This is a genomic window from Bacillus sp. IT-79MI2, from assembly GCF_949768135.1.
GTDB lineage: Bacteria > Bacillota > Bacilli > Bacillales > Bacillaceae_G > Bacillus_A > Bacillus_A pseudomycoides.
Genome location: NZ_CATKPV010000084.1, coordinates 81,941 through 105,443 on the forward strand (window position 1 = coordinate 81,941; position 23,503 = coordinate 105,443).

Genomic DNA, 23,503 nt, shown 5'->3' on the forward strand with positions numbered 1-23,503 from the left:
TTCTCTATAAAGCGATGTATCCCCTTGTTAGTAAATTTTAAATATTATTATATGGAATATTAAGGATATCTTTGTTTTTATTTAAAGATATAATAGTAAGAAAAAACAAAGATTGTGGATGGATGAAATGAAACCGCATAAAAAGAAAAGACTTAGAAAGAAAAAACGTAATCGAAAAACATTTAAGCAAATTGTATTTCAATGCTGGATCAATATTAAGAAGTTTTTTAAAGTACTGTTTGTTTTAGTGCTTTTTGGTGCGTTTTGGGGATCTTGTTATTACATATTTGATAAAGTATCGCATCGAGAATTTACAGTGTACCTTGCTTTAGCTTTTATAATTTGCTTTATGTTGTCCTATATTCTAGGGCATATTATCAGCAAAGTTAAGGACTGGAATTTTTCAAATGCAGATGCGGATTTTAATGGGGATATTGGAGGGTGTTTACTAGCTCTTATTTTATTTCCATTGTTTTTGTTATTATTTGGTGTAACATACTTTGGGGTGAACTACATTATTTATAAAATAACTGGAAATAAAAAATTTAATTCCTTCTCAAAAGAGCCCTAGTATTCATTTAGGGCTCTTTTCTATACAGAACACATACAAAATGTTAAGCTGTTTTTCGGTATAACTTTTGCGTTTCTTTCTTTTTCTCATTGCTCGGTGGTCGAATTAAAATAGAGATAATAAAGGATACAATACATAGTATACCGATTGTAATAAAAGTTGGTTGGAATCCACCTAACAGCGCTCCAATAAATGAACCTGCGAGTGCGCCAAAGCCAAAACCTTGATATACAATTCCATAATTTGTACTATGATTTTTCAAACCGAAGAAATCACCCACAATTGCTGGAAATATGGTAATATTTCCTCCGAAACAAAAAGCAACACTTGCAACACAAATAAAATAAATAGCATAGTTTAAATTCATAAAACTCAGTGTAAAAACAGATAAACCGATTACAATAAAAGTTGCTGAGACAATTTTCAATCGACCTATTTTATCTGATAATGTCCCAAGAATAATTCGGCCAACAGTATTAAAAATCGCAATCATTGCAACGGCATTAGCTGCGGTTGCTGCACTAAGTCCGACGAGTTGAACTCCGATATCTTTTACCATACCGATTAAATATAGGCCACTCATACATGATGTAAATAACATAAAAAACAATAAATAAACTTGTTTTGTGCGTAACATTTCTTTCGTTGAATAATCATTGCTTAAAGTTTCAGATACTGTTTCATTCGCAGCAGCTTCACGTAAGAAGAAAGATCCCGCAAGTATTACAATCAAAACGATTATGCCCCAATATAAAAAAGCTTCCGATACACCAACTGTATCAATTAACTTTCCATTTACGTATTTAAAAATTAAGCTTCCCATTCCGTATGCTGAGACTGATATACCAGAAATTAGGCCCTTACGATTTGGAAACCATTTAATTAAATTTGATAATGATGTGATATAGGCTGTACCATCTGCATAACCTACCACGACACCAGCTAGTAAATAAAGAAGTGGTAATGAGGAAACTTGTGAGCTAAGTATTAATCCAACTCCAAGAACAATTCCTGCGGTTGCGATCAGTTTACGAAGTCCCAACTTTCGTTGTAATTTACCTGCAAATAAAGTTGAAAATGATAAAGAAAAGCTGGTAATTGAGAAAGTAATAGCCACAGCATGAAGTTCCCAGCCGAATTTACTTACTAAAGGTTGATTAAATAAGCTCCATGTATAAATCGTTCCAAGACCAATTTGCACAATGATTGTGCCTAGGACAATCAGCCATGGATTTACAGATGCTTGTTTCATGCGAACTGTCCCTTTCTTATCATGACATGTTTTATCACAATTTAGTATATCCGTGATGAAATACAAGATACTAATTTAAAACTGGAAATTAAATTGGAGTCATTGTACAAAATAAACAAAAAGACACTTCGTTAAGAAGTGCCTTTTTGTCAATTAGATTATATACGGGTTTATTGTAAAAAAAAGCTGTGTTAAGATAAGACATTTTCAAATGCTTATATACATTATAGTACCAAATGATGTCTTTATTTTTATGGGGCTTAAGATGTATTTTTCTTTCATAAAAAAGTCTTATAACAACAAAAATTAATATTCGATTTCCTCATAATCTTTTGGTTGCGGAACAGTTTGCATATTCGCTGCATCTTTTGGATCGCTATATATAGCGTTTTGCTCAACACTTGTATCTTTGATGTTTTGTTTTTTACTTCTATTTGTTTGTTTTTTCATAAGGGTTCACTCCTTTTCTTTATAAAAGTAGTTATACCCTAATTCAAATATTTTTACTGGTATGTAGAGGATGATTTCGCGAATGTATCAGCGACTAAATTGCTAAATTCTCGTAAATAATACAAATAGTTGTCTCCCCCATAGTTATATCTTTTATTATACATTTTGGCAACGACAACATTATACTTGGGAATAACTAAAATAGTGGGTCCTGTAATGCCTAATATTTGATACGAACCTTTAGGCACCCTTTCCCCAAGTTCGCTTTGTATAGCGGGTGTGTTTTGAACAAACCAAAAGCAGCCGTTTTGAGGTAAGTCCATGTTTTCGTATTTTGGACTTTGAAGACTTGTTGCAATTTGAATAACCTCTTTCGGTACGATTTGTTTTCCATTTATGTATCCTTCATTTAAATGTAAATTTCCCCAATAGGCGAATTCTCTAGCAGAAACAAAAAGATTTTTTTCTGTTCCATCATCTAATATTCCAGTACTGCATATTGCTTCTTCATGAGGATTTACTATTACCTTTACTAAATTCTCATGATGCTTTTTTCGCCATCCTGTTTCTTTAAAACCTGCAGGTATAAAGATACGTTCTTTTAATAACTCAGGAAAACTTTTATTATATAGTTGATAAATAAGATGGGTCATCATACGTACGTTAATATCTCGATATGCCCACCTGTGTCCAGGTTCGAATTCTCGATAAATAGTTCCGTCTACTTTTTCATTTAAACCATGTGAATGGGTTACTAAATGCCTTAATGTTGTTTTACCAAGTAAATTTGTATCATATTCTTTAAAATAATCAACTGCGTAATCGTCGAGATGCTTTATTTTCCCTTCATATAGTGCATAAGCAACTGCTAAACCTAAGTAACTCTTTCTAGCGGAAGCAACATTAAATTGTGAAGACGCTGTTATAGTGGCACTGTTTTCAGTATTAGAATGATTTCCACTATAATGTTCAAGTACCACTTCATTATCTTTCATAATAAAAAGTGCTGCTGCAGAACTATGATTCCGTTCTTTTATATCTTCTACCCATGAAACTAATTTTTGGTATGTATGCAATGTCTCATTCACCTCTGTATGAAATGCTATATCAAATATTAATTTCGATGAAAATAGAAGATGTCCTTTTATTTGTTTAATTCACAAAATGAAAGAAAAGTGTCTCTACACTCTGAACATGTACATACACCTTTCTTTCATACAATAACTTCATTTATGTTACAAAGTTAAATGAACCACCAGCTCCAGCAGCTAAAGCAGCTAAAGCATCCGCCACACCCGCCAAAACCGCCGCACCCGCCACAACGTCCGCCAAAACCACCACAACGTCCGCCGCAACCACCACAGCGTCCGCAGCCGCCGCAGCGACGAGCATCTTCTTGTGCATAATAATATGGATATTGATTTTGATTATCCCAGTACACAACATTTCCAGGGTGATAATCATTTAGATTCAATGATTGCAGTTCTTGTTGAAATTCATTCATTTTAATGACCTCCGTTTATAAATTAAAGTTTCTATCCAGCATAACTCATCGGTGCTTTTCTATATGTATTACTTGTTTAATTGGCATAATAAACAGCAATAAATATAGAAGTTAGAAACCAATTTCAATACGTACAACAACAAAATATGAGCTTTTATTGGGTGATGTACCTTGTTCGGTTGCCTATTTTTAGATAGCTTGTATGTTGGATTCATTTTTATAAACAGAAATCATAAGGGAAAAAAACAGCTATCTACTTTGACAGCTGTTTTACAAGAAATTAAGATAATTCCCCGGAATTTTCATTGAAATCTATTATATGAACTTAACTATGTTGTGTCCGACTATACTAACTCTAGCATAAATTCTTCTCTCATTATTTTATTTTTATAAGATTCGTCACTTGCATCGGTGACTTAGTATGCAATTTCGAAGTACCGTCAGATGCTAAAACTTCTATTTCATTATTACGATTATTCACCACAACGAAACAAGGGTACTTTTTATAAATTTCTCAGCCAACAACTTGATAACTCCTCTTTTTGGAGTTTTTCTATTAATCTTCGGACTGAAGGTTCAGGCATTATTTTATATGCAATTAGATTTTCATTATTAGGAATAATCTAACTAAAATCCAGGTGAGACTCTTTGGAAATTGGTTCTATATCACTATGTAAGTCGTTACTATCAACTTCGAAAACATGATTAATTTCATAATGAAGTATTTCACTATCTTGCCACTGGTTTTCAATCACTCCTAAAAAGCGCTTAACTTCACAATTGATGCCTAGTTCTTCTTTAAGTTCGCGAATTAATGCGCATTCTGCAGATTCTCCTAATTCAACATGACCACCTGGTAGAAAAGAATGATGCCCTTTGTAGTTTGCTATTAAAAGCCTTTTATCTTTTATAATTATCCCTCTTACAATATGATGAAATTTTGTTTTCAATTAGGTTTCTCCTCTTTATCCATTTTCTTAATTAAAGTTAAACAAGTAAACGATATACTTCTTCTCCATCATAAACATGACCAAGATTTACAAAACGATAGCTTTCATATAACCTTTTTGCCCGAGTGTTCTCTTTGTGTACAGTTAGACGAATCTCTTATTCCGTACCTTTATTTCTTCTACCCATGAAACTAATTTTTGATATGTATCCAATGTACCATTCACCTCTATATGAAATGCTATATCAAATATTAATTTCGATGAAAATAGAAGATGCCCTTTTATTTGTTAAATTCACAAAATAAAAGAAAAGTGTCTCTACAGTTCATACTTGTATATACACTTTTCTTTCAAAAATATCTTTATTTATGTCACGAATTTAAATGACCCACCAGGTAGCACCATTAAAACCGTCAAAACAATTAGAGCAACCACCACAACCACCGCAACCACCGCAACCAAAACAACCGAAGCAACCAAAACAACGGAATCCACCACAACGAAATCCACCACAACGAAATCCACCGCAACGGCCACAACCGCCACAGCGACGAGCATCATCTTCAATATAGTAATATGGATATTGGTTTTGCTGGTCCCAATACACAACATTTCCAGACTGATAATCATTAAGGCTTAACGCTTGTAGTTCTTGTTGAAACTCATTCATTTTCATGACCTCCGTTTATAAATTAAAACCCCATCGATGCTTTCCTATATTTCTGCTCGTTAAATCTAAGTAGAAATAGCGCTATAAACTAAGTTCAATACGTGTACACCAACAAAATATGACCTATCACTAGAGGATGCACCTTGTTCATATGCCTATTTTTAGGTTGTTTTTACTATGGGCTCATTTTTATAAATGGAAATTATAAAATATGAATTTAAACAATAACATTTAGCTTTATGTCATCATTTTCTAGTTCTATAGCTTAAGCGTGGTAGTTTTTTGCGTGATATCTTTTAGTCATAAAAAAACACAGATATTAAATTTTTAAAAAGATGAACTAAGAGTATATTAGTTTTTCGAGAAAGGGTACTTATATCATGTTTTTTTACAACGTAGTACTCTTGCATGTATTTTCATTAAGTCTTTATTATTATTTTTCGTTTTTCTAAAACTATTGTGAATAGATTTTGGATACACCTTTAAGTAATTTTTAACAAATGAAATTACAATACTAACTTCATGTTTTTTGAAAGTGATATCCTCCGAGAATATTAAACTTGTCCAAAATATTCATTTAGTAGTGGCATGATATAAATCATGGGTGTTTCGTAAGGGTGAATTCGATTAATTATGGTAAGTGCGTCTTTTACAATGTCTTGTTTACACCTTATTTCGACTTTACATTCTTGCCCTTCACATATTTGACCGATTTCTCCATCAAAAGGTCTTTCATTATCTAAAGGTCTCCAGTACCCTTTAACTGTGCTGTAAGATAGACAGTTATCGTAATTTCCGACCTTACAAGCGTGAATGTTATTTAATTCATCTCGTAGAGTTTCAATATATTCCTCTGGGATAAATATTTCGATTTTTACTTCATTAAATTCCATGCGCTAGATCACAACCTTTTCTAAATAAAAGTTAGACATATAAACGATATACTTGCTCTTCGTCATAAACATAATCAAGGTTTTTAAATCCATAACCTTCATATAACCTCTTTGCAATAATATTCTCTTTATGTACAGTTAATCGAATCTCCTTACATTCCGTAAATTCATTTGTAATCCATTTAATCATTTCAGCTAAAGCAGTTTTACCATATCCTTTTCCTTGATGATGCTCATCAATCATAAATCCGTTAATCCAATACATGTCCGATGTATTTGGTTCGAATGCATGCATAATGAACCCAATCATACTATCGTCGTCATAGATGGCGAATGGAATGTATTCGACATTTTCGCCATCTGGCTTAATATATACTTTCGCAAGTGATACTGCTACTGATGGTACAAATGTAGTTTGTTTCTTCGATACTTGTAATTTCAGTGCTTCTTCCCAGTTATCTCTTGTTATTATTTTTAATTGGATATTCATCGTATGGACTCCTTTTTGAATAACAAATTATACTATTTGAAAAATATCTTTCTTTCATAATTGTTTCTTTATCGGATTTTAATAGTTCGAATACACTTCTTATATATTCAACGATTCGCTATCATTCCCTCTCTAAAAGAATAGAAGCTCGCAATCTTTATACAAAATCACGCCATACGTATCATGACTTTTATAAAGTCTTGAATAAACATTTGTTGGTCCAATTCTAATGCAATACAAACTCCTGTAGATTTAGCACTTGGACGAAAATCAGCAAAAGTCTGTCCTTTTGATTCTCCCTGTGTATCGACAGTAACCTCTCGATATATATATTTAAGAGATGTAGGATTAATTAAAGTACTACAGTTAATATCAGTTGGTCTTTTGCATAGGGAATCCACAGTTCTACTTGAAAAGCCTTCATATTTATATTCGCTTCATGTATTTCAATCAGCAGATATACATCTTTCTGGAATATCGATGGATGAGTGTGGTATCGTACCAAGCGATTTGTCTAGACGAAGTAAATATAATAAAACGAAAAACATTTTATATTCTATCCCTTGTTTTCACAACCCAACAGGTGTCTTAATGTTGGAAAGTCGACGGAAAGAACTTATGAATGTTTGTGAAAAAGAACAACTTCCTATTATTGAAGATGATATTTATCGTGAATTATGGATTGATGAACTACCTCCACTACCATTAAAGGCAATGGATCAAAATGGGCACGTATTGTATGTCGGTAGCTTATCGAAAACACTTAGTCCTGGATTAAGAATTGGATGGGTAATTGGTCCAGAACCTGTGATTGAAAGATTATCAGACATAAAAATGCAAACAGATTATGGATCTAGTTCATTATCACAAAGAGTTGCTGCTGAATGGTTGTCTAGTGGTTTATATCAAAAATATGTAGCATCCGTGAGATTGCAGCTGAAAGAACGAAGAAAAATCATGATGCAAGCGCTGGACCTGTATTGTAAAGACATCGCAACATGGAATGCCCCTAGCGGAGGATTGTTTATATGGTTAAAGATACAACCTAAAATTCCAATGAAAAAACTATTTTCAAAAGCATTATCTAAAGGGATTCTTCTTAACCCAGGGCGTATTTATGAAGAAGAATTTGATCAACATATTCGTTTATCGTATGGCTATGTACCTGTCCAAGATCTTACGCAAGGAATCTATCAGATAAGTCAAATTGTTAGGGAATTAATAGAACCATAGAAAAGTCCTCTTCATTTAAGGAAGAGGACTTTCAAGCGGGTACTCATACATTCATATGTTAGGTGTTGACAACTTCCTGATACATTCTTCTCTACCTTTTCATAAACCGTCCAAATCAAATCTTTCAGTTAACTTATAATTGTTTAACCATATTGGTATATAAGAAAGATGAAAAATATTTTTGAAATTTCCAATTTAATTAGATTCTATTTGTTCTTCTATTACAAGTAGTAATTCCCACTTTTTCTTTTTAGTTTATATAAAGCGTCTTATTCAAAATCCCTTTTACAAAATCAGTTTTAGCTTCACAATAACCATCAATATTATATCGATAGTTCTCAGCTAATCGATATTTTAGTTCTTCATATTCTTTCCGCACAGCCTCATTAGCTGATAAATAATCCCGTAAAATATCAATAAATGGTTTTGCTGCTAACCCTTCCACAGAGGTACTACCTACATGCTCAATTCTTAAAATTAAATCGCCGATATAACTTTCAATCATTATTTTGATTTTCTGGAATTCCATTTTCCATTCAGGATTATAAGACATGATTTCTATTATTCTCGTTTTTTCAGCCATTATTATATACCTCCTTATCATAATTTAATTTTCTTCCAAATATAATAAATTGTTCATACGAATCCTCATCAAGCCCTAGAATTTTTGCAAAAGCAAGTTTTTTAGAACTATAATACCTTTTCAAATATGAGGTGGTTTCTTAAATTATGGTATACATTCTAAATCATCTAATAAAATATGATGAAAATTATTATAGCTAGAAGATGTTCTAGAAACACCTTAATTTCAATATATTAAGGTGAATCAAGGATATATTTCATCTCTTCTTCAATAAACCCAAAATATTAAATTAGCAAAGGAGGAAGTATATTGGATATCTTTCCCATACTTTTAATAATTCATATTCTATTTGGGATCATATGTTTAATTTCAGGAGCTGTCGCAATGTCTGCAAAAAAGAGAAAAGGAACTCATACAGAATGGGGTGAAGTTTACCATGCATCTTACGTTGTAATATTCATCACTGCAATTATATTGTCTATTTTACATTGGAATGAGATTGCTTATTTGTTTTATGTCGCACTTTTTTCTTATTCATTTGCTATTTATGGCTATCTTGCAAGAAAGAGACGCTGGAAGAATTGGATTCACCATCATATTAGAGGTATGCTAGGTTCATATATAGGTGCTGTAACGGCTCTTCTAGTGAACATAGGGAGTTCTATACCGATTTTAAATTTACTTCCTAAACTATGGTTTTGGTTTTTGCCTACATTGATTGGTACCCCACTTACAATAATTGTTGCAAAAAAATATAAAAAACATACAAACAAGTAAAGAGTTCTATTCCTCTTTGAAAAAATAGAATCGCTATTAATCATGCAATAAATATTCTGCTTCGATAACTGGATTCAGCGATTTTTTTATTACTACTCAATCATTTTAGTTCAAAGAAAAAGAATCCATTTAGATAAAAGACTTTTTATTAAAAGTCAAGATACTACTTGAAACCCTTTATTATTCGTGAATAGTTGAAACGAAGTGCCAATAAAAAATAGACGATCTAAGGAGCAGAAAACTTCTTAAATCGTCTATTTTGACTGTGTAAATTCCTACACTCTTGAAGTATGTTTCGAAATAGCGTTAATTATATTATCCCAATCATCAAAATGAATTTCATGCCCCGTTCCCTCTAGTGGTAGTAACGATGCATTAGGAATTTCATTCGCTAGAGCTAAGCCATGCTCATATGGAAGTGCCGTATCTTCGGTGCCGTGAATAACTAATGTAGATACATTTATTTCTTTTAATTTTCCCTCAAAGTAATCATCACCTTTAAGCAGTGTATGATTAAACATGCTGAGTAGATTGTTTGCTCGTTTTATTTCTTTTGTTACCTGCTTCATAACTCTTTGTTCATCAAATTTATGCTTTGGTCCACAGAGTAATGCTGATCCTCTAACTAAATAATTCACAACAGATTCGTTTTCTGTCCAATCCAATTTACTTCCATTCGCATGATAAGCAAGAATTTTTTCATCCATTGGAGGTAAATTCCGATTGTTTTCATCAGACCCATAAATACTTGATGCAATCAAGGTCATTGTTAGGACCCTTTGAGGATGCCTTACTGCGATAATTTGAGCAATCATACCTCCCAAGGACATTCCAACAATATGTGCCTGATTAATATCGTATGCATCGAGCACTCCAACAGCATCATCCGCCATGTCTACCACAGCATACTGAGAACTTCCCGGTTCATAGGAAACGGAACGTCCAACATCTCGATTATCATATCGAATAACGAATCGCCCTGTATCTGCTAATCTTTTACAGAACTCTTCATCCCAGTAAACCATTGAACACATTGCTCCCATAATCAGTAAAGTAGCTGGATGATTAGGATTTCCAAAACTCTCTGTGCATATATCAATTCCATTAATTTTATTTATCTTTTCTTTCATGATTCATTCCTCATTTCATTCGAATTTGGTCATTTGAAAAAAGGTACATCAAGACAGCCCAAAATTCACTTTAGAAAAATGAACGAATAGAAATGTACCTGAAATTAACGGAAACGAATGAACTTAATAATCATGATAAGCACTCTCCTTATAAGAAATGAATAAGAGATTTAAGACCACTACTAATTATAATCTATTTTTGTAACTTAGGTTTATCTATTTTATTACTAAGGGGTGTTTTATTTAATCTTTTTTATAGGCTGCTAAAATTACATGCTGTAAACGATCCGGATAATTCGTAAACATCCCATCTACACCCCATTCAATCATCTTTTTCATATCTTCCTCTTTATCTACTGTAAATGGGTGAACTTCTAAGCCTTGTTTTTGTATTTTTGGGACATCGGTAGCATTCATATATGTATAGTTCATGCCCAAGCCCACACAATAAGTTTTATACGCCTTTAAGTCTTCATTGGTTAGTCTGACTGCTTTTTTGTGTGTTAATAATTGCACCAGCGGAATGCTAGAATTTAGACTATGAATCTTTTTTAAACTTTCTGTACTAAATGATTGGATGATTATTTTCTCCTTTACAATAGCGGGATCACTTAGTTGGTATCGATTCAGTATTTCTAAAAGCTTTTCTTCCATTCCTAGATAGTCCTCTGGTGATTTTGTTTCAATATAATAACGAGCATCATGGCCAAACGCTTCAATAATCTCTTCAAACGTTGGTACTTTTACGTCCTTAAATTCTTCTTTTGATAGCTTGGGATGTTTTTTATTAAAGAAGCTACCAGCATCAAGTCTTTTTATTTCTTCTAATGTATGATCTTTAACAAGTCCTGATCCGTTTGTTGTTCGATTTAATGTATTATCATGCATAGCAATTAAGTGTCCATCCTTTGTCATTTGAAGATCTATTTCTATATAATCACCTTTTAATTGTTGACCTAATTTATAGGCTGATATTGTATGTTCTGGAGCATATGCAGATGCCCCTCTATGAGCAATTGTTATGACATGGTCTGATTGATTCTTAGCTTTTATAAACTTTCTTTCTTTTATTTGCTGTAAAACAGCAATGCTTATTCCTATTAAGATGCAAATAGTTGTAGTAATAAGTGCTTTTTTCATAGTGATATTTTAACTCCTAATCTTATACTCTATTTATATATATTACACGATAAAATTTAAGCACGTATAAATATGTTATTAAAGCTTTGTAACAAAATCATTCAGTCTACAAAATAAACAATTGGATAGCTAATGTCTTAATAAAAAATAACCATCCTCTAAGGCTTGGATATACCTTAAAGAATGGTCGCTTTAAAACAGATTTACGATTCAATATTTTTAGGCACTTCTCTTATACCTTTAATCGGTAAGCAAGTACCTATCAGTGCAATTATAGTACAACCCATAAACATAACAGGTAACCCGTATACAGCAAGTATAGATAACGTACCAAAAATAATTAAATCCAGTACAGAATCTAGCACTGATAATAATGAAATTGTTGTTGCACGTACATGTGATGGAATTATATCATTACTCAGCTGTGAATAAATTGGATATCTTATTGCTCTTACAAATCTTAATATAATAAATGCTCCTAAAACGATCCATAACGTATTTCCAAAGCACGCTGCTAATAGTAATCCACAGACAGCTAATGCACCTGAAAGATTTAATAAAAATATACGAGAGAATTTTTTGGTTAACCATCCTATTGAAATAGATGCAAAATATCCGCCTACTGCAGCGACTGCATATAATATACCAATTGCAAATACAGGAACTCCTGCATTTTTCAAAAGTAGTTGATCATAGTTGTCAAAAACCGCACTCGCTGGAATAAATACAAGTGATATATTTAAGAACATGATGAGTAATTGAGGTGCTTTTCGAATAACTTGTATTCCTTCGATTACTTGTGAATACGATGACTCATTATATTCAAATTCCACCGCCGGATTTTTTATAAATAAAAGTAAAATTAATTCTACGAAATGAAAAAGAAGTCCGAGTGTAATTAAAATAAAGAATTGCTCTTCCTTCAAATCTTTCGCAAAATAAGATCCGAAAATAACAGCAATCAACATTGAAATAAAGCTAGCGGATTGAATTTTCCCCATCGCTTTATCCATAAGATGTTGTTCATTCGTTTCTTTTAAAGATTCGTATATTAAGGCTTCATCAGCACCCGAAAAAAAAGTGACTGATAAACCATTCAATAAGCTATATAAACAAAATAGCCATATGTTATCAGCAAATAATAAAAGGGAAATACTTATAATTTTTATGCAAGCACCTGTTATAAAAGAGAGTTTTAAACCGAATCGATCTGCAAAAATGCCTGCTGGTACTTCTCCAATTAGAACTGCTCCACTCCAGCACATCAATACAATAAAAACATTTGAAGGAGTTAATCCTCTTTCCACATAAAACAACGTCATAACCGCTTGTAAAAAGCTAATTGTTCCAAAAAAATGTACCCAAAATAAAATAGAAATATTATGATTTGCCAGCGTACACTTATCCAAACGTTCTCCTACTTTCCGATATTTATATTCTTTGCGGAAGCAGGAGTGTTAAATTAGCTTAAATGCTATTCACTCCTCTTCCTTCATTTGAGAATCGGTTTAAATTTTTTAACATGTGAATTCCTCCTTACGTTTAGTTATGTGTATCGTAACAAAAATTCTTAATATTCACAAAGAAATTTTATAAACTGGATAAGATTGTCGAAATGGAAAAAGTGGTATATAATAAGCAGTAACATTACTAGTAATTATTTTAGGTATTCCTAGAATAAAGGAGCGATACATATGAAAATTACTATTTATTTCGGAAGTCATGAAGATCAAGATGTACGTACAATGGATTGTCATTTAGATGTAGACGATGCAGAAGAACTTGTCTCTGTTTCATAATATAAATTACAAATAAAGTGGGTTGAAACCTCTTCCCTATCACGTTTAAGACACCTTTAAAAGGTGTCTTTTTTATTGTTTTTTGATGAAAATCCCTTTACTTTGTAGCGATTAAATAGTAAAATATAAATATGCGAACAAACGTTCTTTTATTTTAATCGCACTTGAAGGGATGACTTTTACAATGGCTCAAAACAAGCGCAGAGGAAGAAAAAAGCATACACCTACTATCTCAAATACAGGCTTTATCGGCTCTGTGTTTATTGATACATTGGAACTACAAAAAAAATCCTATTATTTTGCCCGTAAAAAGTTACAAATTGTCCATCATGTATTAGATGGTCTTGCAGGAGCAACAAGTTCTTTATTTAAAGAACATAATATATCCGCACATATGTCTTGTGTGTATTTACATAAACAAAAGAAAATCGGTTTTGTTCTTTCAACAAAACCTTTTGAACAAGCTGATGGTGTTGCTTATTTTAAAAATTACTTAATTGAAAAGAATTTTTATGATAAGCAAGACGCCGAATTTCAAGAAGTATTTAATACAGGCTTTATTGGGGTTGTATTTGCTGACATATCTAGTATTGATCGTTTTAACTTTGATTTTGAAATGAGCATGCTATCAAAACTAATGAAGGATATGATTATTCCTATAAAGGAACTTTTTTTACGTCATAATATCCCTGCTTATATCTCTACTTCCCATTTAGAGGAACAAAATAAATTAGGGTTTGTTTTATCTGTAAAACCTTATGATGAACGTGCAGAAGCAGATTTATATTTTGAAACATATTTAAAAGAACGTGGCTTATACATTGGTGATGAAGAAGATGAAATTGATAAAATTGTCATTCGAAAAAAAGTTGAATTGATATAGAAAAAATGCAGGATTCCAATAAATCCTGCATTTTTATTTGAAAGTTTCATTCTCTAAAATAACAACATAATCATTAGTCATTCTACCCGCTTCTTTTGTATAATCAACAAGTCGTTGTATATTATCACAACACAGCTTTGCTCCCCATACAAGTAAGGGAACACCAATAAAATCAATATGTAATCTTCTTGAAAACAATCCTCCAAACGTCATAGGAAGTGGAACGGTTGGTGAAGTATTTGAAAAAATGATTTTTTCATTGTTTTGATACTGATGTTGAAGAATTTCCGCTAAATTTTTCATGGATGGAACAACTACTTTTGATGCCCCATGTCCTACTGTATAAACCGGATTTCCTCCTTCGTCCCTTCCATGAAAAATGATTTTTCCCATATCAGACGTTTTAAGCTTATTAAAATAGTCCACATTTAAAATTTCTTCTTTTGTCAGTCTTCGATCAGTGGGGAGTTTGTTTAAATGATATGCTGCCGCAAGTGAAGTTGTATGTGTTCCGCCAAAATCTGTGTAAATAAAAATCATAATACCATCCCTTATCATAAACTTTTCATAGTTATTAGTATCACCATCTCATCATTTACTAATCAAGCGAAGCTTTGATTTTATAACTTAATTGTTAATTAGTGATATTTCTTTCAGACATAATATCCTCTATTAATTATTGTACCAAGTGGCGTACATAAAAAAGCGTTTGTTACAACGCTTAACATATAATGTGTACCTCATGAACAAATATCCTTGAATTTTAAGTTACAATACGATTATGATATCTAGATGGAATATAATATTGAAAGGATGGTGTATTCCCTTTGAATATCCTTGAAACAGACCGTCTTATTCTTCGACTACAAACAACTGACGATGCAGCTTTTATCCTAGAGCTTATGAATGACCCCTCTTGGTTGCAATGTATAGGCGATCGTGGTGTAAGGACAATAGAAGACGCAAAGACTTATATTTTGAACGGACCGCTTCGCATGTATGAACAATTTGGTTTCTGTCTTTTTTTGGTGGAACAAAAGGAGGATCACGTTCCGCTTGGAATCTGTGGTCTGGTAAAAAGAGATTCATTGGAAGATGTAGATATTGGATTTGCCTTTCTCCCAAAGTATTGGGCTAAAGGATACGCCTATGAAGCAGCTTCTGCAGTGATGACATATGGAAAAGATAAATTGGGGCTAAATCGTATTGTGGGGATTACTACTCAAGACAATCGCGCTTCAGCTAAGCTTCTAAAAAAAATAGGATTGCAGTTTGAACGATTGATTCAGTTAGCTAATGATTCTGAAGAACTTAGTCTGTTTGCATTTGATAAACGAAAAGACAACCACATAAATAAACAGCAAACATATGAAAAATAGTAACTTATGTAAAAGACTCTCCAATCGGGAGAGTCTTTGTCTTATATACTGAATTTTGGTAGACTATTTGTCGGTATGACTATTTTATAACCTGAACAGATGCTGGTTTCCATCCCTTATTTTCTACCCAATCAATATATACTTTATATTTTTTATTGCTTTGCTTATCTCGCACATTACCATAGGCCTTATTCGTTCCATTATTTCCAATAAAATCATAAATGAGTTGTGATTCAGGAGCATCAACAGCGTAGGAAATTGCTTTTTTCATCTCATTCCAATCTGTCGTTCCCTCTTTAAATTGCATGGCAGGTTTTGCCCCTTGCTCTGTACCAACTGGATTCCATTGCTTATTTTGTTCTGTTTGATCCTCATTTTTGTCTGGTTGATTTTTAGTTGTTCCCTCTTCATTAACCTTTTGCTGTTCCATTTTTGTATTCTTTTGTTCCTCTTGTTTTTTCACTTGATTTTCATTACTCTGCTTTTCTTTTTCCAGTATTTTTGAGTTTTCTTTCTCTTGATTTTGTTGCTCTGTTAATTCTTGTTTTTCAACTTCTTTGTTTATTTGTTCTTTTGATGCCTCTTCTTCTGATTGTTTTGTTTTTTGTTCCTCTAATTTATTATTTTTCGCCTCTTTAGATGCTAATTGGGCTACTTTCTTTTCTTCTGGATGTTCTTTTCCTTTTGTTTGACCAGTAAAAAATAATTGATAAGATACCATGCTGACTGTCAGTAATACTAAACTTAATCCAATATTAACAACACCGCGCTTTCGACGTGATTGTTGTTTTTCTTGAAATCTACTTTCATTTCCCATTCCTGAAACCTCCATATGACTTTTACAGTGTACCTGTATGTTGTTTTCTTTACTTTACTTTACTTTAGACTCTAGTAAGTTTATTTTCATATTTTTGATGCCGATAAACTTTTAAATTCCATATGTATAGTCGTTATCATTTTCCCCCTTATCACTTACACAAACATCTATTGTAAATACATTTTTTAATTAGTACATTATTACACACGCTTTTCTATATTACATTTTAATATTCAGAATTTCAATAATAAAATTAATGTTAAGCTAGAATGTTTCTACTATTTTTAATACAAGTTTCGATTACTTCAACAATTCATCTATTTTTATAAAATATTTGGCAATTAAAATACAAAAAGACGTACATTTTAGTACGCACATCTTTTTGTATTTTTATACTCTCAGTGATTTCAATGCGAAAATAAAATCAAAATTCTTTTTCAGATTTTTTTAGAATCCAATGACTGCGCTGAATATAATTTTGCTTTCGATGGTAATAAATTAAATGCACATAACACGATGGTTATTAATAACATTACAAATGCCCCTATAATAACTACAACTTGAATGGAAATGAAATGAGTAGCTACTCCAAAAAGAATAGTTGCAAGAATGGTTAGAATTGCTATAAGTAATTCATAAATGCTCCCAACCCTTCCCATTATATCTACAGGTATATTGTTTTGATAAAATGTATAAAAACCTGTATTCGCAAAATCCATAGCAAAAGAAAGAATGAAGAAACCAATAGCTGCTATTATAAAATGATTTGAGAATGCATAAATCATATATCCAATTGAAATGAATAAGGATCCTATACCAATTAAAAATGAAGGTATAAGCTTTTTTGTAAAGATAGTATTTACTATACCCATTCTCAATATTTTGCTTAGGCTTGACTAATTCCTTTTCTTCATAAAATTTCAAAGTATCTCTAGATACACCTAAAAATTTAGCGACTTGTCCAATTGTGTACATTATACTCTCCTTTATCATTGCTACATATTCTTTATGATATTTCATATTATCAGTACGTCGATAAAAAATAATATAGGTTTTATTATAATAACTAAGTTAGGTATCACATCTTTTACATTCATACCTACATTCCTCCATCCTGCCCATTCTTTAAATTATCGAATATTGAAATATTCTTACAATTATTATGCCAAGAAATAGTAGAAGATGATACGAATTTCCAAATTCATATCATCTTCTTGAATGTTTTAATCAAACTTTATTACAAATTATCAATCTTTATATTAAATAATCAATCTTTTTTATAAAGCTACATCCACAATTGTGCCCTTTTCTTGAATATGTACATAACTTGTATTAGCTTAGTACTTAGGACATATTGAACTAAAACTACCTTTAGTAGCAAGATACAGCGCTTCACTTTAAACACTATCTATGATTTTATATTTATTATCTCGATATTCTCCAAAAATCCGGTCCATAATTCTTGTTACAAAATTCAACTGGAATTCGTGTCTTTGGAAAATTATCACCAACGTTTAACTGATATAATTTATTATGTAAAGGAGAACCATAGGAAAACTCAAGTTGGCAATCAGTTAGATTAAACAAAATTGAATGCACTGTTCCAAAGTTTTCTTTATAATTATGAATGGACACCCCTTTCGGAAACTCCGTTGAAAGAAGTTCTTTAATTTCGCAAGCAGTTCTTTTACCATTGGCACTAAATTTATTCTCTAAAATATTATATCGTAGTTGAGATTGTTCTAGCTTGCCTGGTTCAAGATTTTCAATTTCAGGAAATAGCCCATGATTTGTTGCAATTAAATAATCTAGTTCTGCGTTTTTAACTACTTTAACTCCGTCATATGTTCCAACTAAAGCTGCCTCACCATTTGCATCCGCTAAAAGTAAATTCATATTCGTTCCCACAGGCATGTTTTTCACAGCATAGATGGCTTCTTCAATATTTTCACACGTCTCTAGTATGGCTCTAACAACCACCATAAACTACAACCCAGTAACTACTGGTTTTCTCATACCTGGATATTTGCCTATCGGCATGCCACACGAAGCAAACGCTACACATAGACCTTTCTCGTTTAATCCATCACTTCGACCAAATGTAGAAACAGAGAAACCGGTATGCGTGTATCTTCCATCTACTTTAGTTGTACAAAGGCGCATATCCGAAATATCAGGAGAGAGGTCATAGTTTCGTAATACGTATGTTTTACCATCAGACATTTTTTGGGGCAAAATTGCACTTAGGCTACACCCTCCAGGTATTAACCAGGCATCATCATAAAATTTTAATTGGTTTGATTTATAACCAAACCCTTCCGCAAAACCCTCTAATTCCTCATTTAATCCCGGGCAATACTCCTCGATTTGGGACCTGATTTCTAGATACGCTTTGGTAGAATCAGAGTGTTTCCTAAAAAAAATTTCCTTAACGTGTGCACTTTCATAGTATTCTAATGCTTGTTGTTTTCCAATTTCATACGAACTTCCTTTAAGATAAGTAAATTTCCCTGTATGCGTATTCATTCAAAGCTCCCCATTCTGCATTTTAATAGCAAACATATATACCTTGCTATAAACAGAATAAACCCTCCAGTAACTAGAGAGTTAATCTCAGTTCGTTATTCAATTATTCTGCGTTGTTACCTTTACAAACACTTTTGTCAAAAAATCATTTGGATGTATCTCATTGTTCGGTTTAATATTTATTGGATTCACTACTTTGGATGGGACGAGTCCCTTTATGTACTGTTCCATATACATTCCTTTAACATGAAGGGATTGTTCTGCCACCCATACCTTTAAACGATTGTAGCCATAGTGAAGTTCTGAATAAGGTCCTTCTACATTGACACATGCATACATTCCTCCAGGCACTCTCGTAAGATACTCCTCATTTTTATCGACTTTTACGGGTAAAAGTAATTCAACATCTGCTTTCTTTTGTCTCCAGTCTTTTTGATGAAAAATAGCTAGTAGCTCCCCATCCATATTAAACTGATATGCATATATCCTTTCAAACAACATTTTAACGAGTGTGTCCATTTCAAACATGTTTATTGTTTTGCGAATAGACACAACCTGTGTATCTTTTCGCTCCTCTATGTAACAACTTGACAGAGTGGGCTCAGGAATGAATGTTTCATCATTCTTTATGAACTTCTTTATTTGCTGAATGTTGTTAATTTGCTTGATGATTTGTTCTTGCTGATACTTTAACTCTTCTGTTTTTTTCTTTAATCTTACATCCAGATCTTTCATATCTTTACTTTTTAAAACTTGCTCAATTTCGTTTAACGAAAACTGGCAGTCTTTAAGCACTAGGATAGTTTTTAGCTCTTTCATCTTATCGTAGTCATAGTAACGATAGCTCGTCTCGGGATCTACATAAGAAGGTGCGAGTAAACCAATGTCACTATAGTAACGAATTGTTTTCACAGGTACATCGCACAGATTTGAAAATCTTCCAATGGTATACATAACAAAGCCCCTTTTCCAAACAATTTGCTCCAATAAATCCCATTATAAATCAAAAACAAATCAATCTGACACTTCAACTTTCCACTTGAGATTCTTATTGATTTTCGATGAAATGGGAATTCAATGGAATAACATGACTGGCGTTTTTAAATGTAGTGTAGTGCTTTAAGGGAAAATCTAAATTTTTCCTCCGAAAAACAATCCCTACTTTCAACTAAAAAAGTAGGGATTTATGGCATTTTAATAGACTTAGGGGAATGAATGAAAAATCGTGTGAATTTGAAATAAAGTTTGATCAAAATGCCTTCTATTATTTATGTTGTTAGAAAGCTTTTTATAAAAAAAGATTGATCATTATTCTATCCGTACATCGAATCTTTTATTTAACCACCAATTCTTATAAAGTGTATTTTAATTTGTAATCTTCGAGTACAGGTCTATCTGGTAGGATTATATTTTTTGGCAAGTCATATAAAGAAAAAAATCGAAGGTCTGTTGCCTCATCCTTATCATGACTTAAATAGCCGTTATATTCTTTACATTCAAAAGCCGTCACAACATTATAGACTTCATCACCATGAGGATATTGATAGTAAAAAGCTTCTCCTGAATATGTATGAATTAATTTAAGATTCTCAGCCGTTAGTCCTGTTTCCTCAAACAATTCTCTATAAGCTACTTGTTCAAGTGTTTCTCCTAACTCCATAGAACCACCAATCAGTCCCCAACATCCATTATCTTTTCGAAGTTGTAATAAAACTCGTTGCTCATGATCTATAACAAGTACACACGCCCCAACCATAATTAAAGGTTTACTTCCAACCAAATTACGTAAGTCCATAATATATCCCATATATATGCCTCCTTTGAAAATCTGCACTCTTGTACAATATTCTTCTTACTTTAATATTGTACACAAACTAGATAAAAACCGCTTGCAATGTAAGCTAATGAGCAAACTATTTTTATCAAACACTATTCCAAACCAACAGAATGTAGTGATAAATGTAGGTGTTAAAAAAAGTTTGATCAAAACCTTGTGTGAAGTATTGTTTTTTCAGCAAAAAACAATAGCTAAATTTTGAAAAAAGTTTGATCATTTTATTTAATATATCTTTTTTTGTCCCGTAGATAAATCAGTTGTACTGAAGTATCCATTTCTTATCTCTACTTTGCCTTCTAGGTCTAATTAATCTTTTATAAGAAGAAAACGTGGCAAATATGTAATTTTCCATATCTGAGCCACGTTTTTATCCTATTGCAGTTTTTACACGAATCGTTTCCGTACCCCTACAAAGGTACAGGGAGCTTAATGCCATAACGTTGCTATACAATTGTAAGTCAATGTAGTTGCTAGAGTATTATACAGTGGAAATTCACATGGAAATCATAGAGCTACAATCACAGGCTAAATAAGAAAAAAAGCTTCCTTATGAAGACTGTTTCATCCTTATGTATCCTGTGAGGATATCCATTTATTAATCATAAAACCCTAAAATCTTTCATACTTTCTCCAAGAATATAGTGTGAAAACCACATCAAATTCTGCTTCATAATAGCCACATTAATTCCTGGCTGGTCAGAACTATATGCCATTCCTTTAAATATAATTAATTCTGTATCAACTTCCATATCCCTTAATCCTTGATATAGCTCATATGCATTTGAAGTTGGAACTCTTGCATCCTTTTCACCATGTTGGATTAAGGTGGGAGTACAGGCTGATTTAATATATATCATTGGTGATGTTTTAGTATATATCTCTGGATCATCCCATGGATTATTTCCTAAATACATCCTAATAAAGTAAGGTATATCTGTATTTACATAATGGGTACTCCAATTAGTAATTCCACCTCCAACTGAAATAGCTTTAAATCTACTACTAAATGTAGAACAGAAAGCTGATATATATCCCCCGTTGCTCCATCCCATAACCCCTACTCTATCTTTATCTGCAATCCCTTTGTCAACTAGTTTATCCACTCCAGATATAACATCATCGTAGTTAGCAATTCCCAGCTTTCTATAGTTTGCTTTTAAGAATTCATTACCATAACCAGAACTTCCCCTGTAGTTTGGTTCTAAAACTATAAAGCCTTTTTCGATAAACTGTTCAATAGGATATTTCTCATTAAAACAGTCTGAAAATATTGGAAAGGATGCCCAAGCCGGACCACCATGGATTACCACTAATAAGGGATATTTTTTATTTGCGTCAAACTCTACTGGGGTTGATAAAACTCCCTCTATTTCAAGACCATCACTACTTTGCCATGAGATTATTTCCCTGTTACTTTTAAGCTTTCCTTTGAAAAAGCTATTTTCATTCGTTATTTTTTTATCGTCTAAATAGATTTCAAAGGTTTCATTTGTTATAGCCTTATTATAGGATATATGATTTCCATCCCTTGTTATAGAAGCATCCATTATAAAGCTATCTACTTTTTCGCTTAACATTTCCACAGTGCCATCCTCAGATAGCAACCCAATAAGATAATTAGTTTTATTCTGCCATCTAATTAAAATTCCTTTAGCTGTCCACCGTAATGGAATAACCGTACTATCAAAATCTGCTAAAGGTTGAATTAGCTCTCCATTATTAATATCATATATCTCTAATGTACTGTCTTGTATATGGGTCTTATAGTAATCCTTCTCCCTTATGCTTGCTGAATAACATATTTTGCTGCCTTCAGGAGAAAAGCAAACGCTCCCTCCTAACAACTTATCTATATTCATCTTTTGTAGCTCTCCAGCTTTAATATCTAGTATGTATAGATCTCCATTAATATAATCTCCCATATTTGGGCTTGGTGTAGCCATAAATACAACCTTTTTCCCATCATTTGAAATATCAAATTCATGGATATGAAAATCCTTCCCATCAGTTAGTTGATAAACAACGCTATTTTCGTGTTCATCTTTATCTTTACCAGAACTATCAGAATTTTCTAGGTGTTCATGTTTATCATTTTGTATCACTTTTTCTATTTCAATGTAATATAAACAATTATTCTGGTATTCTTTACCTATATGATGGAAATTCCCATATAGTTCCTTACGTTTCTTTATCACCTCAGATTCTTTTGACTGTGCAACATAATAAAAACCCTTGCCAGTAGACGCCCATTTGAATTTACTGACCCCTTCTTTCTCATCAGTAATTTGAACCCCACTATAACCATCTATTGACTTAACAAAGATCTGATTTTTCTTATTATCCCCGTCACCAACTGGGCTAAGGTATGCGATATCCCTAGAATCTGGAGACCATAATGGGTATGTACTATCTATATCCCTAGTTGTTAATGGGTAACTCTGCCCCTTATCTTTTTCATATATCCATACATGATTCCTATATTTATTGTCTTTCCAGTTAGCTGTCTTCTTGACAAATGCTACGTTTTTGCCATCATCACTTATGTTTGTACCTGATAAGGTTGGTAATGAAATAATCTCTTCTATACTTAGATATGTTTTTTCATTCATTTTCATTAAT

Annotated in this window: 20 protein-coding genes and 7 pseudogenes; 5 read left to right on the forward strand and 22 right to left on the reverse strand. The window is 32.4% G+C overall.

Going from position 1 to position 23,503, the window contains the following annotated elements; translation table 11 throughout:
* Nucleotides 1-118 precede the first annotated feature (118 nt).
* Nucleotides 119-571 (forward strand): hypothetical protein, encoded by a 453-nt coding sequence (locus ACM6HU_RS21505; RefSeq protein WP_033671207.1) that lies wholly within the window; start codon nucleotides 119-121, stop codon nucleotides 569-571.
* Between the two features lie 43 nt (nucleotides 572-614).
* Here the strand turns inward: ACM6HU_RS21505 and ACM6HU_RS21510 are convergent, their stop codons facing one another.
* From ACM6HU_RS21510 to ACM6HU_RS21555, 10 genes and pseudogenes are all read right to left on the reverse strand, one after another.
* Nucleotides 615-1,823, reverse strand: coding sequence for an OFA family MFS transporter (locus ACM6HU_RS21510; RefSeq protein ID WP_016114970.1), 1,209 nt, complete (start codon nucleotides 1,821-1,823; stop codon nucleotides 615-617).
* A 306-nt stretch (nucleotides 1,824-2,129) separates the two neighbouring features.
* Nucleotides 2,130-2,273, reverse strand: a complete 144-nt coding sequence (locus tag ACM6HU_RS21515; RefSeq protein WP_016114971.1) for a hypothetical protein — start codon at nucleotides 2,271-2,273, stop codon at nucleotides 2,130-2,132.
* A gap of 53 nt (nucleotides 2,274-2,326) precedes the next feature.
* Nucleotides 2,327-3,349 (reverse strand): serine hydrolase domain-containing protein, encoded by a 1,023-nt coding sequence (locus tag ACM6HU_RS21520; protein WP_016114972.1) that lies wholly within the window; start codon nucleotides 3,347-3,349, stop codon nucleotides 2,327-2,329.
* 167 nt (nucleotides 3,350-3,516) lie between these two features.
* The gene (locus ACM6HU_RS21525; protein ID WP_077294792.1) at nucleotides 3,517-3,777 is read right to left on the reverse strand and encodes a heterocycloanthracin/sonorensin family bacteriocin; all 261 of its coding nucleotides are present in this window, start codon (nucleotides 3,775-3,777) and stop codon (nucleotides 3,517-3,519) included.
* A gap of 503 nt (nucleotides 3,778-4,280) precedes the next feature.
* Nucleotides 4,281-4,727: pseudogene (locus ACM6HU_RS21530) on the reverse strand (NUDIX domain-containing protein).
* Between the two features lie 37 nt (nucleotides 4,728-4,764).
* A pseudogene (locus ACM6HU_RS21535) lies at nucleotides 4,765-4,884 on the reverse strand (GNAT family N-acetyltransferase); the annotation flags it as partial.
* Nucleotides 4,885-5,106: 222 nt separating this feature from the next.
* Nucleotides 5,107-5,403, reverse strand: coding sequence for a heterocycloanthracin/sonorensin family bacteriocin (locus ACM6HU_RS21540; protein ID WP_414848429.1), 297 nt, complete (start codon nucleotides 5,401-5,403; stop codon nucleotides 5,107-5,109).
* 548 nt (nucleotides 5,404-5,951) lie between these two features.
* Nucleotides 5,952-6,290 carry a divalent cation tolerance protein CutA gene (cutA, locus tag ACM6HU_RS21545; RefSeq protein WP_016132830.1) on the reverse strand — a complete coding sequence of 113 codons (339 nt, stop codon included), beginning with the start codon at nucleotides 6,288-6,290 and terminating at the stop codon, nucleotides 5,952-5,954.
* A gap of 31 nt (nucleotides 6,291-6,321) precedes the next feature.
* Nucleotides 6,322-6,780, reverse strand: a complete 459-nt coding sequence (locus ACM6HU_RS21550; RefSeq protein ID WP_016132831.1) for a GNAT family N-acetyltransferase — start codon at nucleotides 6,778-6,780, stop codon at nucleotides 6,322-6,324.
* Nucleotides 6,781-6,947: 167 nt separating this feature from the next.
* Nucleotides 6,948-7,142, reverse strand: a pseudogene (locus ACM6HU_RS21555) (nucleoside hydrolase); the annotation flags it as partial.
* On the opposite strand from ACM6HU_RS21555, the pseudogene ACM6HU_RS21560 reads away from it, so the two are divergent.
* Nucleotides 7,126-8,013: pseudogene (locus ACM6HU_RS21560) on the forward strand (PLP-dependent aminotransferase family protein); the annotation flags it as partial. The pseudogenes ACM6HU_RS21555 and ACM6HU_RS21560 sit on opposite strands and share 17 nt — an antisense overlap.
* 250 nt (nucleotides 8,014-8,263) lie before the next feature.
* On the opposite strand, the gene ACM6HU_RS21565 reads toward ACM6HU_RS21560, so the two are convergent.
* Entirely contained in the window at nucleotides 8,264-8,596 is a 333-nt protein-coding gene (locus ACM6HU_RS21565) for a GrpB family protein (protein WP_414848430.1), read from the reverse strand.
* Nucleotides 8,597-8,905: 309 nt separating this feature from the next.
* On the opposite strand from ACM6HU_RS21565, the gene ACM6HU_RS21570 reads away from it, so the two are divergent.
* Complete coding sequence (locus ACM6HU_RS21570; RefSeq protein ID WP_016114979.1) at nucleotides 8,906-9,373, forward strand: DUF2306 domain-containing protein; 468 nt, start codon at nucleotides 8,906-8,908, stop codon at nucleotides 9,371-9,373.
* A gap of 275 nt (nucleotides 9,374-9,648) precedes the next feature.
* On the opposite strand, the gene ACM6HU_RS21575 is transcribed toward ACM6HU_RS21570, so the two are convergent.
* The 3 genes from ACM6HU_RS21575 to ACM6HU_RS21585 form a co-directional block, all read right to left on the reverse strand.
* A complete protein-coding gene (locus ACM6HU_RS21575) occupies nucleotides 9,649-10,503 on the reverse strand; it encodes an alpha/beta fold hydrolase (RefSeq protein ID WP_077294783.1) in 855 nt (284 codons plus the stop codon).
* Nucleotides 10,504-10,746: 243 nt separating this feature from the next.
* Nucleotides 10,747-11,643: a glycerophosphodiester phosphodiesterase gene (locus ACM6HU_RS21580; protein ID WP_016114981.1), complete on the reverse strand. Its 897-nt coding sequence runs from the start codon at nucleotides 11,641-11,643 to the stop codon at nucleotides 10,747-10,749.
* Nucleotides 11,644-11,846: 203 nt separating this feature from the next.
* Nucleotides 11,847-13,052, reverse strand: a complete 1,206-nt coding sequence (locus tag ACM6HU_RS21585) for an MFS transporter (protein WP_016114982.1) — start codon at nucleotides 13,050-13,052, stop codon at nucleotides 11,847-11,849.
* A 562-nt stretch (nucleotides 13,053-13,614) separates the two neighbouring features.
* Here ACM6HU_RS21585 and ACM6HU_RS21590 point away from each other — a divergent pair.
* The gene (locus ACM6HU_RS21590) at nucleotides 13,615-14,325 is read left to right on the forward strand and encodes a hypothetical protein (RefSeq protein ID WP_170927919.1); all 711 of its coding nucleotides are present in this window, start codon (nucleotides 13,615-13,617) and stop codon (nucleotides 14,323-14,325) included.
* Nucleotides 14,326-14,358: 33 nt separating this feature from the next.
* On the opposite strand, the gene ACM6HU_RS21595 is transcribed toward ACM6HU_RS21590, so the two are convergent.
* Nucleotides 14,359-14,865, reverse strand: coding sequence for a DUF3189 family protein (locus ACM6HU_RS21595; protein WP_016114984.1), 507 nt, complete (start codon nucleotides 14,863-14,865; stop codon nucleotides 14,359-14,361).
* Nucleotides 14,866-15,152: 287 nt separating this feature from the next.
* Here ACM6HU_RS21595 and ACM6HU_RS21600 point away from each other — a divergent pair, with 287 nt between their 5' ends.
* Nucleotides 15,153-15,704, forward strand: coding sequence for a GNAT family N-acetyltransferase (locus ACM6HU_RS21600; protein WP_016114985.1), 552 nt, complete (start codon nucleotides 15,153-15,155; stop codon nucleotides 15,702-15,704).
* Between the two features lie 79 nt (nucleotides 15,705-15,783).
* Here the strand turns inward: ACM6HU_RS21600 and ACM6HU_RS21605 are convergent, their stop codons facing one another.
* From ACM6HU_RS21605 to ACM6HU_RS21635, 7 genes and pseudogenes are all read right to left on the reverse strand, one after another.
* On the reverse strand, nucleotides 15,784-16,521 hold the full coding sequence (locus tag ACM6HU_RS21605; protein ID WP_016114986.1) for a YrrS family protein: 738 nt from the start codon (nucleotides 16,519-16,521) through the stop codon (nucleotides 15,784-15,786).
* A 437-nt stretch (nucleotides 16,522-16,958) separates the two neighbouring features.
* A pseudogene (locus tag ACM6HU_RS21610) lies at nucleotides 16,959-17,387 on the reverse strand (hypothetical protein); the annotation flags it as partial.
* Nucleotides 17,332-17,496, reverse strand: a pseudogene (locus ACM6HU_RS21615) (MerR family transcriptional regulator); the annotation flags it as partial. The pseudogenes ACM6HU_RS21615 and ACM6HU_RS21610, both read right to left, overlap by 56 nt.
* Nucleotides 17,497-17,946: 450 nt before the next feature.
* Nucleotides 17,947-19,047: pseudogene (locus tag ACM6HU_RS21620) on the reverse strand (C45 family autoproteolytic acyltransferase/hydolase).
* A 99-nt stretch (nucleotides 19,048-19,146) separates the two neighbouring features.
* The gene (locus tag ACM6HU_RS21625; RefSeq protein ID WP_077294777.1) at nucleotides 19,147-20,001 is read right to left on the reverse strand and encodes a MerR family transcriptional regulator; all 855 of its coding nucleotides are present in this window, start codon (nucleotides 19,999-20,001) and stop codon (nucleotides 19,147-19,149) included.
* Between the two features lie 397 nt (nucleotides 20,002-20,398).
* Nucleotides 20,399-20,854, reverse strand: a complete 456-nt coding sequence (locus ACM6HU_RS21630; RefSeq protein ID WP_016114991.1) for an NUDIX hydrolase — start codon at nucleotides 20,852-20,854, stop codon at nucleotides 20,399-20,401.
* Between the two features lie 629 nt (nucleotides 20,855-21,483).
* The gene (locus ACM6HU_RS21635; RefSeq protein ID WP_016131424.1) at nucleotides 21,484-23,499 is read right to left on the reverse strand and encodes an alpha/beta hydrolase family protein; all 2,016 of its coding nucleotides are present in this window, start codon (nucleotides 23,497-23,499) and stop codon (nucleotides 21,484-21,486) included.
* Between the last annotated feature and the right edge of the window lie 4 nt (nucleotides 23,500-23,503).

Coding starts and splice junctions, on each gene's coding strand:
- ACM6HU_RS21590 (WP_170927919.1), top strand. CDS start 13,615: ATGACTTTTACAATGGCTCAAAACAAGCGCAGAGGAAGAAAAAAGCAT.
- ACM6HU_RS21635 (WP_016131424.1), bottom strand. CDS start 23,499: ATGAAAATGAATGAAAAAACATATCTAAGTATAGAAGAGATTATTTCA.
- ACM6HU_RS21515 (WP_016114971.1), bottom strand. CDS start 2,273: ATGAAAAAACAAACAAATAGAAGTAAAAAACAAAACATCAAAGATACA.
- ACM6HU_RS21625 (WP_077294777.1), bottom strand. CDS start 20,001: ATGTATACCATTGGAAGATTTTCAAATCTGTGCGATGTACCTGTGAAA.
- ACM6HU_RS21630 (WP_016114991.1), bottom strand. CDS start 20,854: ATGGGATATATTATGGACTTACGTAATTTGGTTGGAAGTAAACCTTTA.
- ACM6HU_RS21580 (WP_016114981.1), bottom strand. CDS start 11,643: ATGAAAAAAGCACTTATTACTACAACTATTTGCATCTTAATAGGAATA.
- ACM6HU_RS21605 (WP_016114986.1), bottom strand. CDS start 16,521: ATGGGAAATGAAAGTAGATTTCAAGAAAAACAACAATCACGTCGAAAG.
- ACM6HU_RS21505 (WP_033671207.1), top strand. CDS start 119: ATGGATGAAATGAAACCGCATAAAAAGAAAAGACTTAGAAAGAAAAAA.
- ACM6HU_RS21595 (WP_016114984.1), bottom strand. CDS start 14,865: ATGATTTTTATTTACACAGATTTTGGCGGAACACATACAACTTCACTT.
- ACM6HU_RS21575 (WP_077294783.1), bottom strand. CDS start 10,503: ATGAAAGAAAAGATAAATAAAATTAATGGAATTGATATATGCACAGAG.
- cutA (WP_016132830.1), bottom strand. CDS start 6,290: ATGGAATTTAATGAAGTAAAAATCGAAATATTTATCCCAGAGGAATAT.
- ACM6HU_RS21510 (WP_016114970.1), bottom strand. CDS start 1,823: ATGAAACAAGCATCTGTAAATCCATGGCTGATTGTCCTAGGCACAATC.
- ACM6HU_RS21550 (WP_016132831.1), bottom strand. CDS start 6,780: ATGAATATCCAATTAAAAATAATAACAAGAGATAACTGGGAAGAAGCA.
- ACM6HU_RS21565 (WP_414848430.1), bottom strand. CDS start 8,596: ATGGCTGAAAAAACGAGAATAATAGAAATCATGTCTTATAATCCTGAA.
- ACM6HU_RS21525 (WP_077294792.1), bottom strand. CDS start 3,777: ATGAATGAATTTCAACAAGAACTGCAATCATTGAATCTAAATGATTAT.
- ACM6HU_RS21540 (WP_414848429.1), bottom strand. CDS start 5,403: ATGAAAATGAATGAGTTTCAACAAGAACTACAAGCGTTAAGCCTTAAT.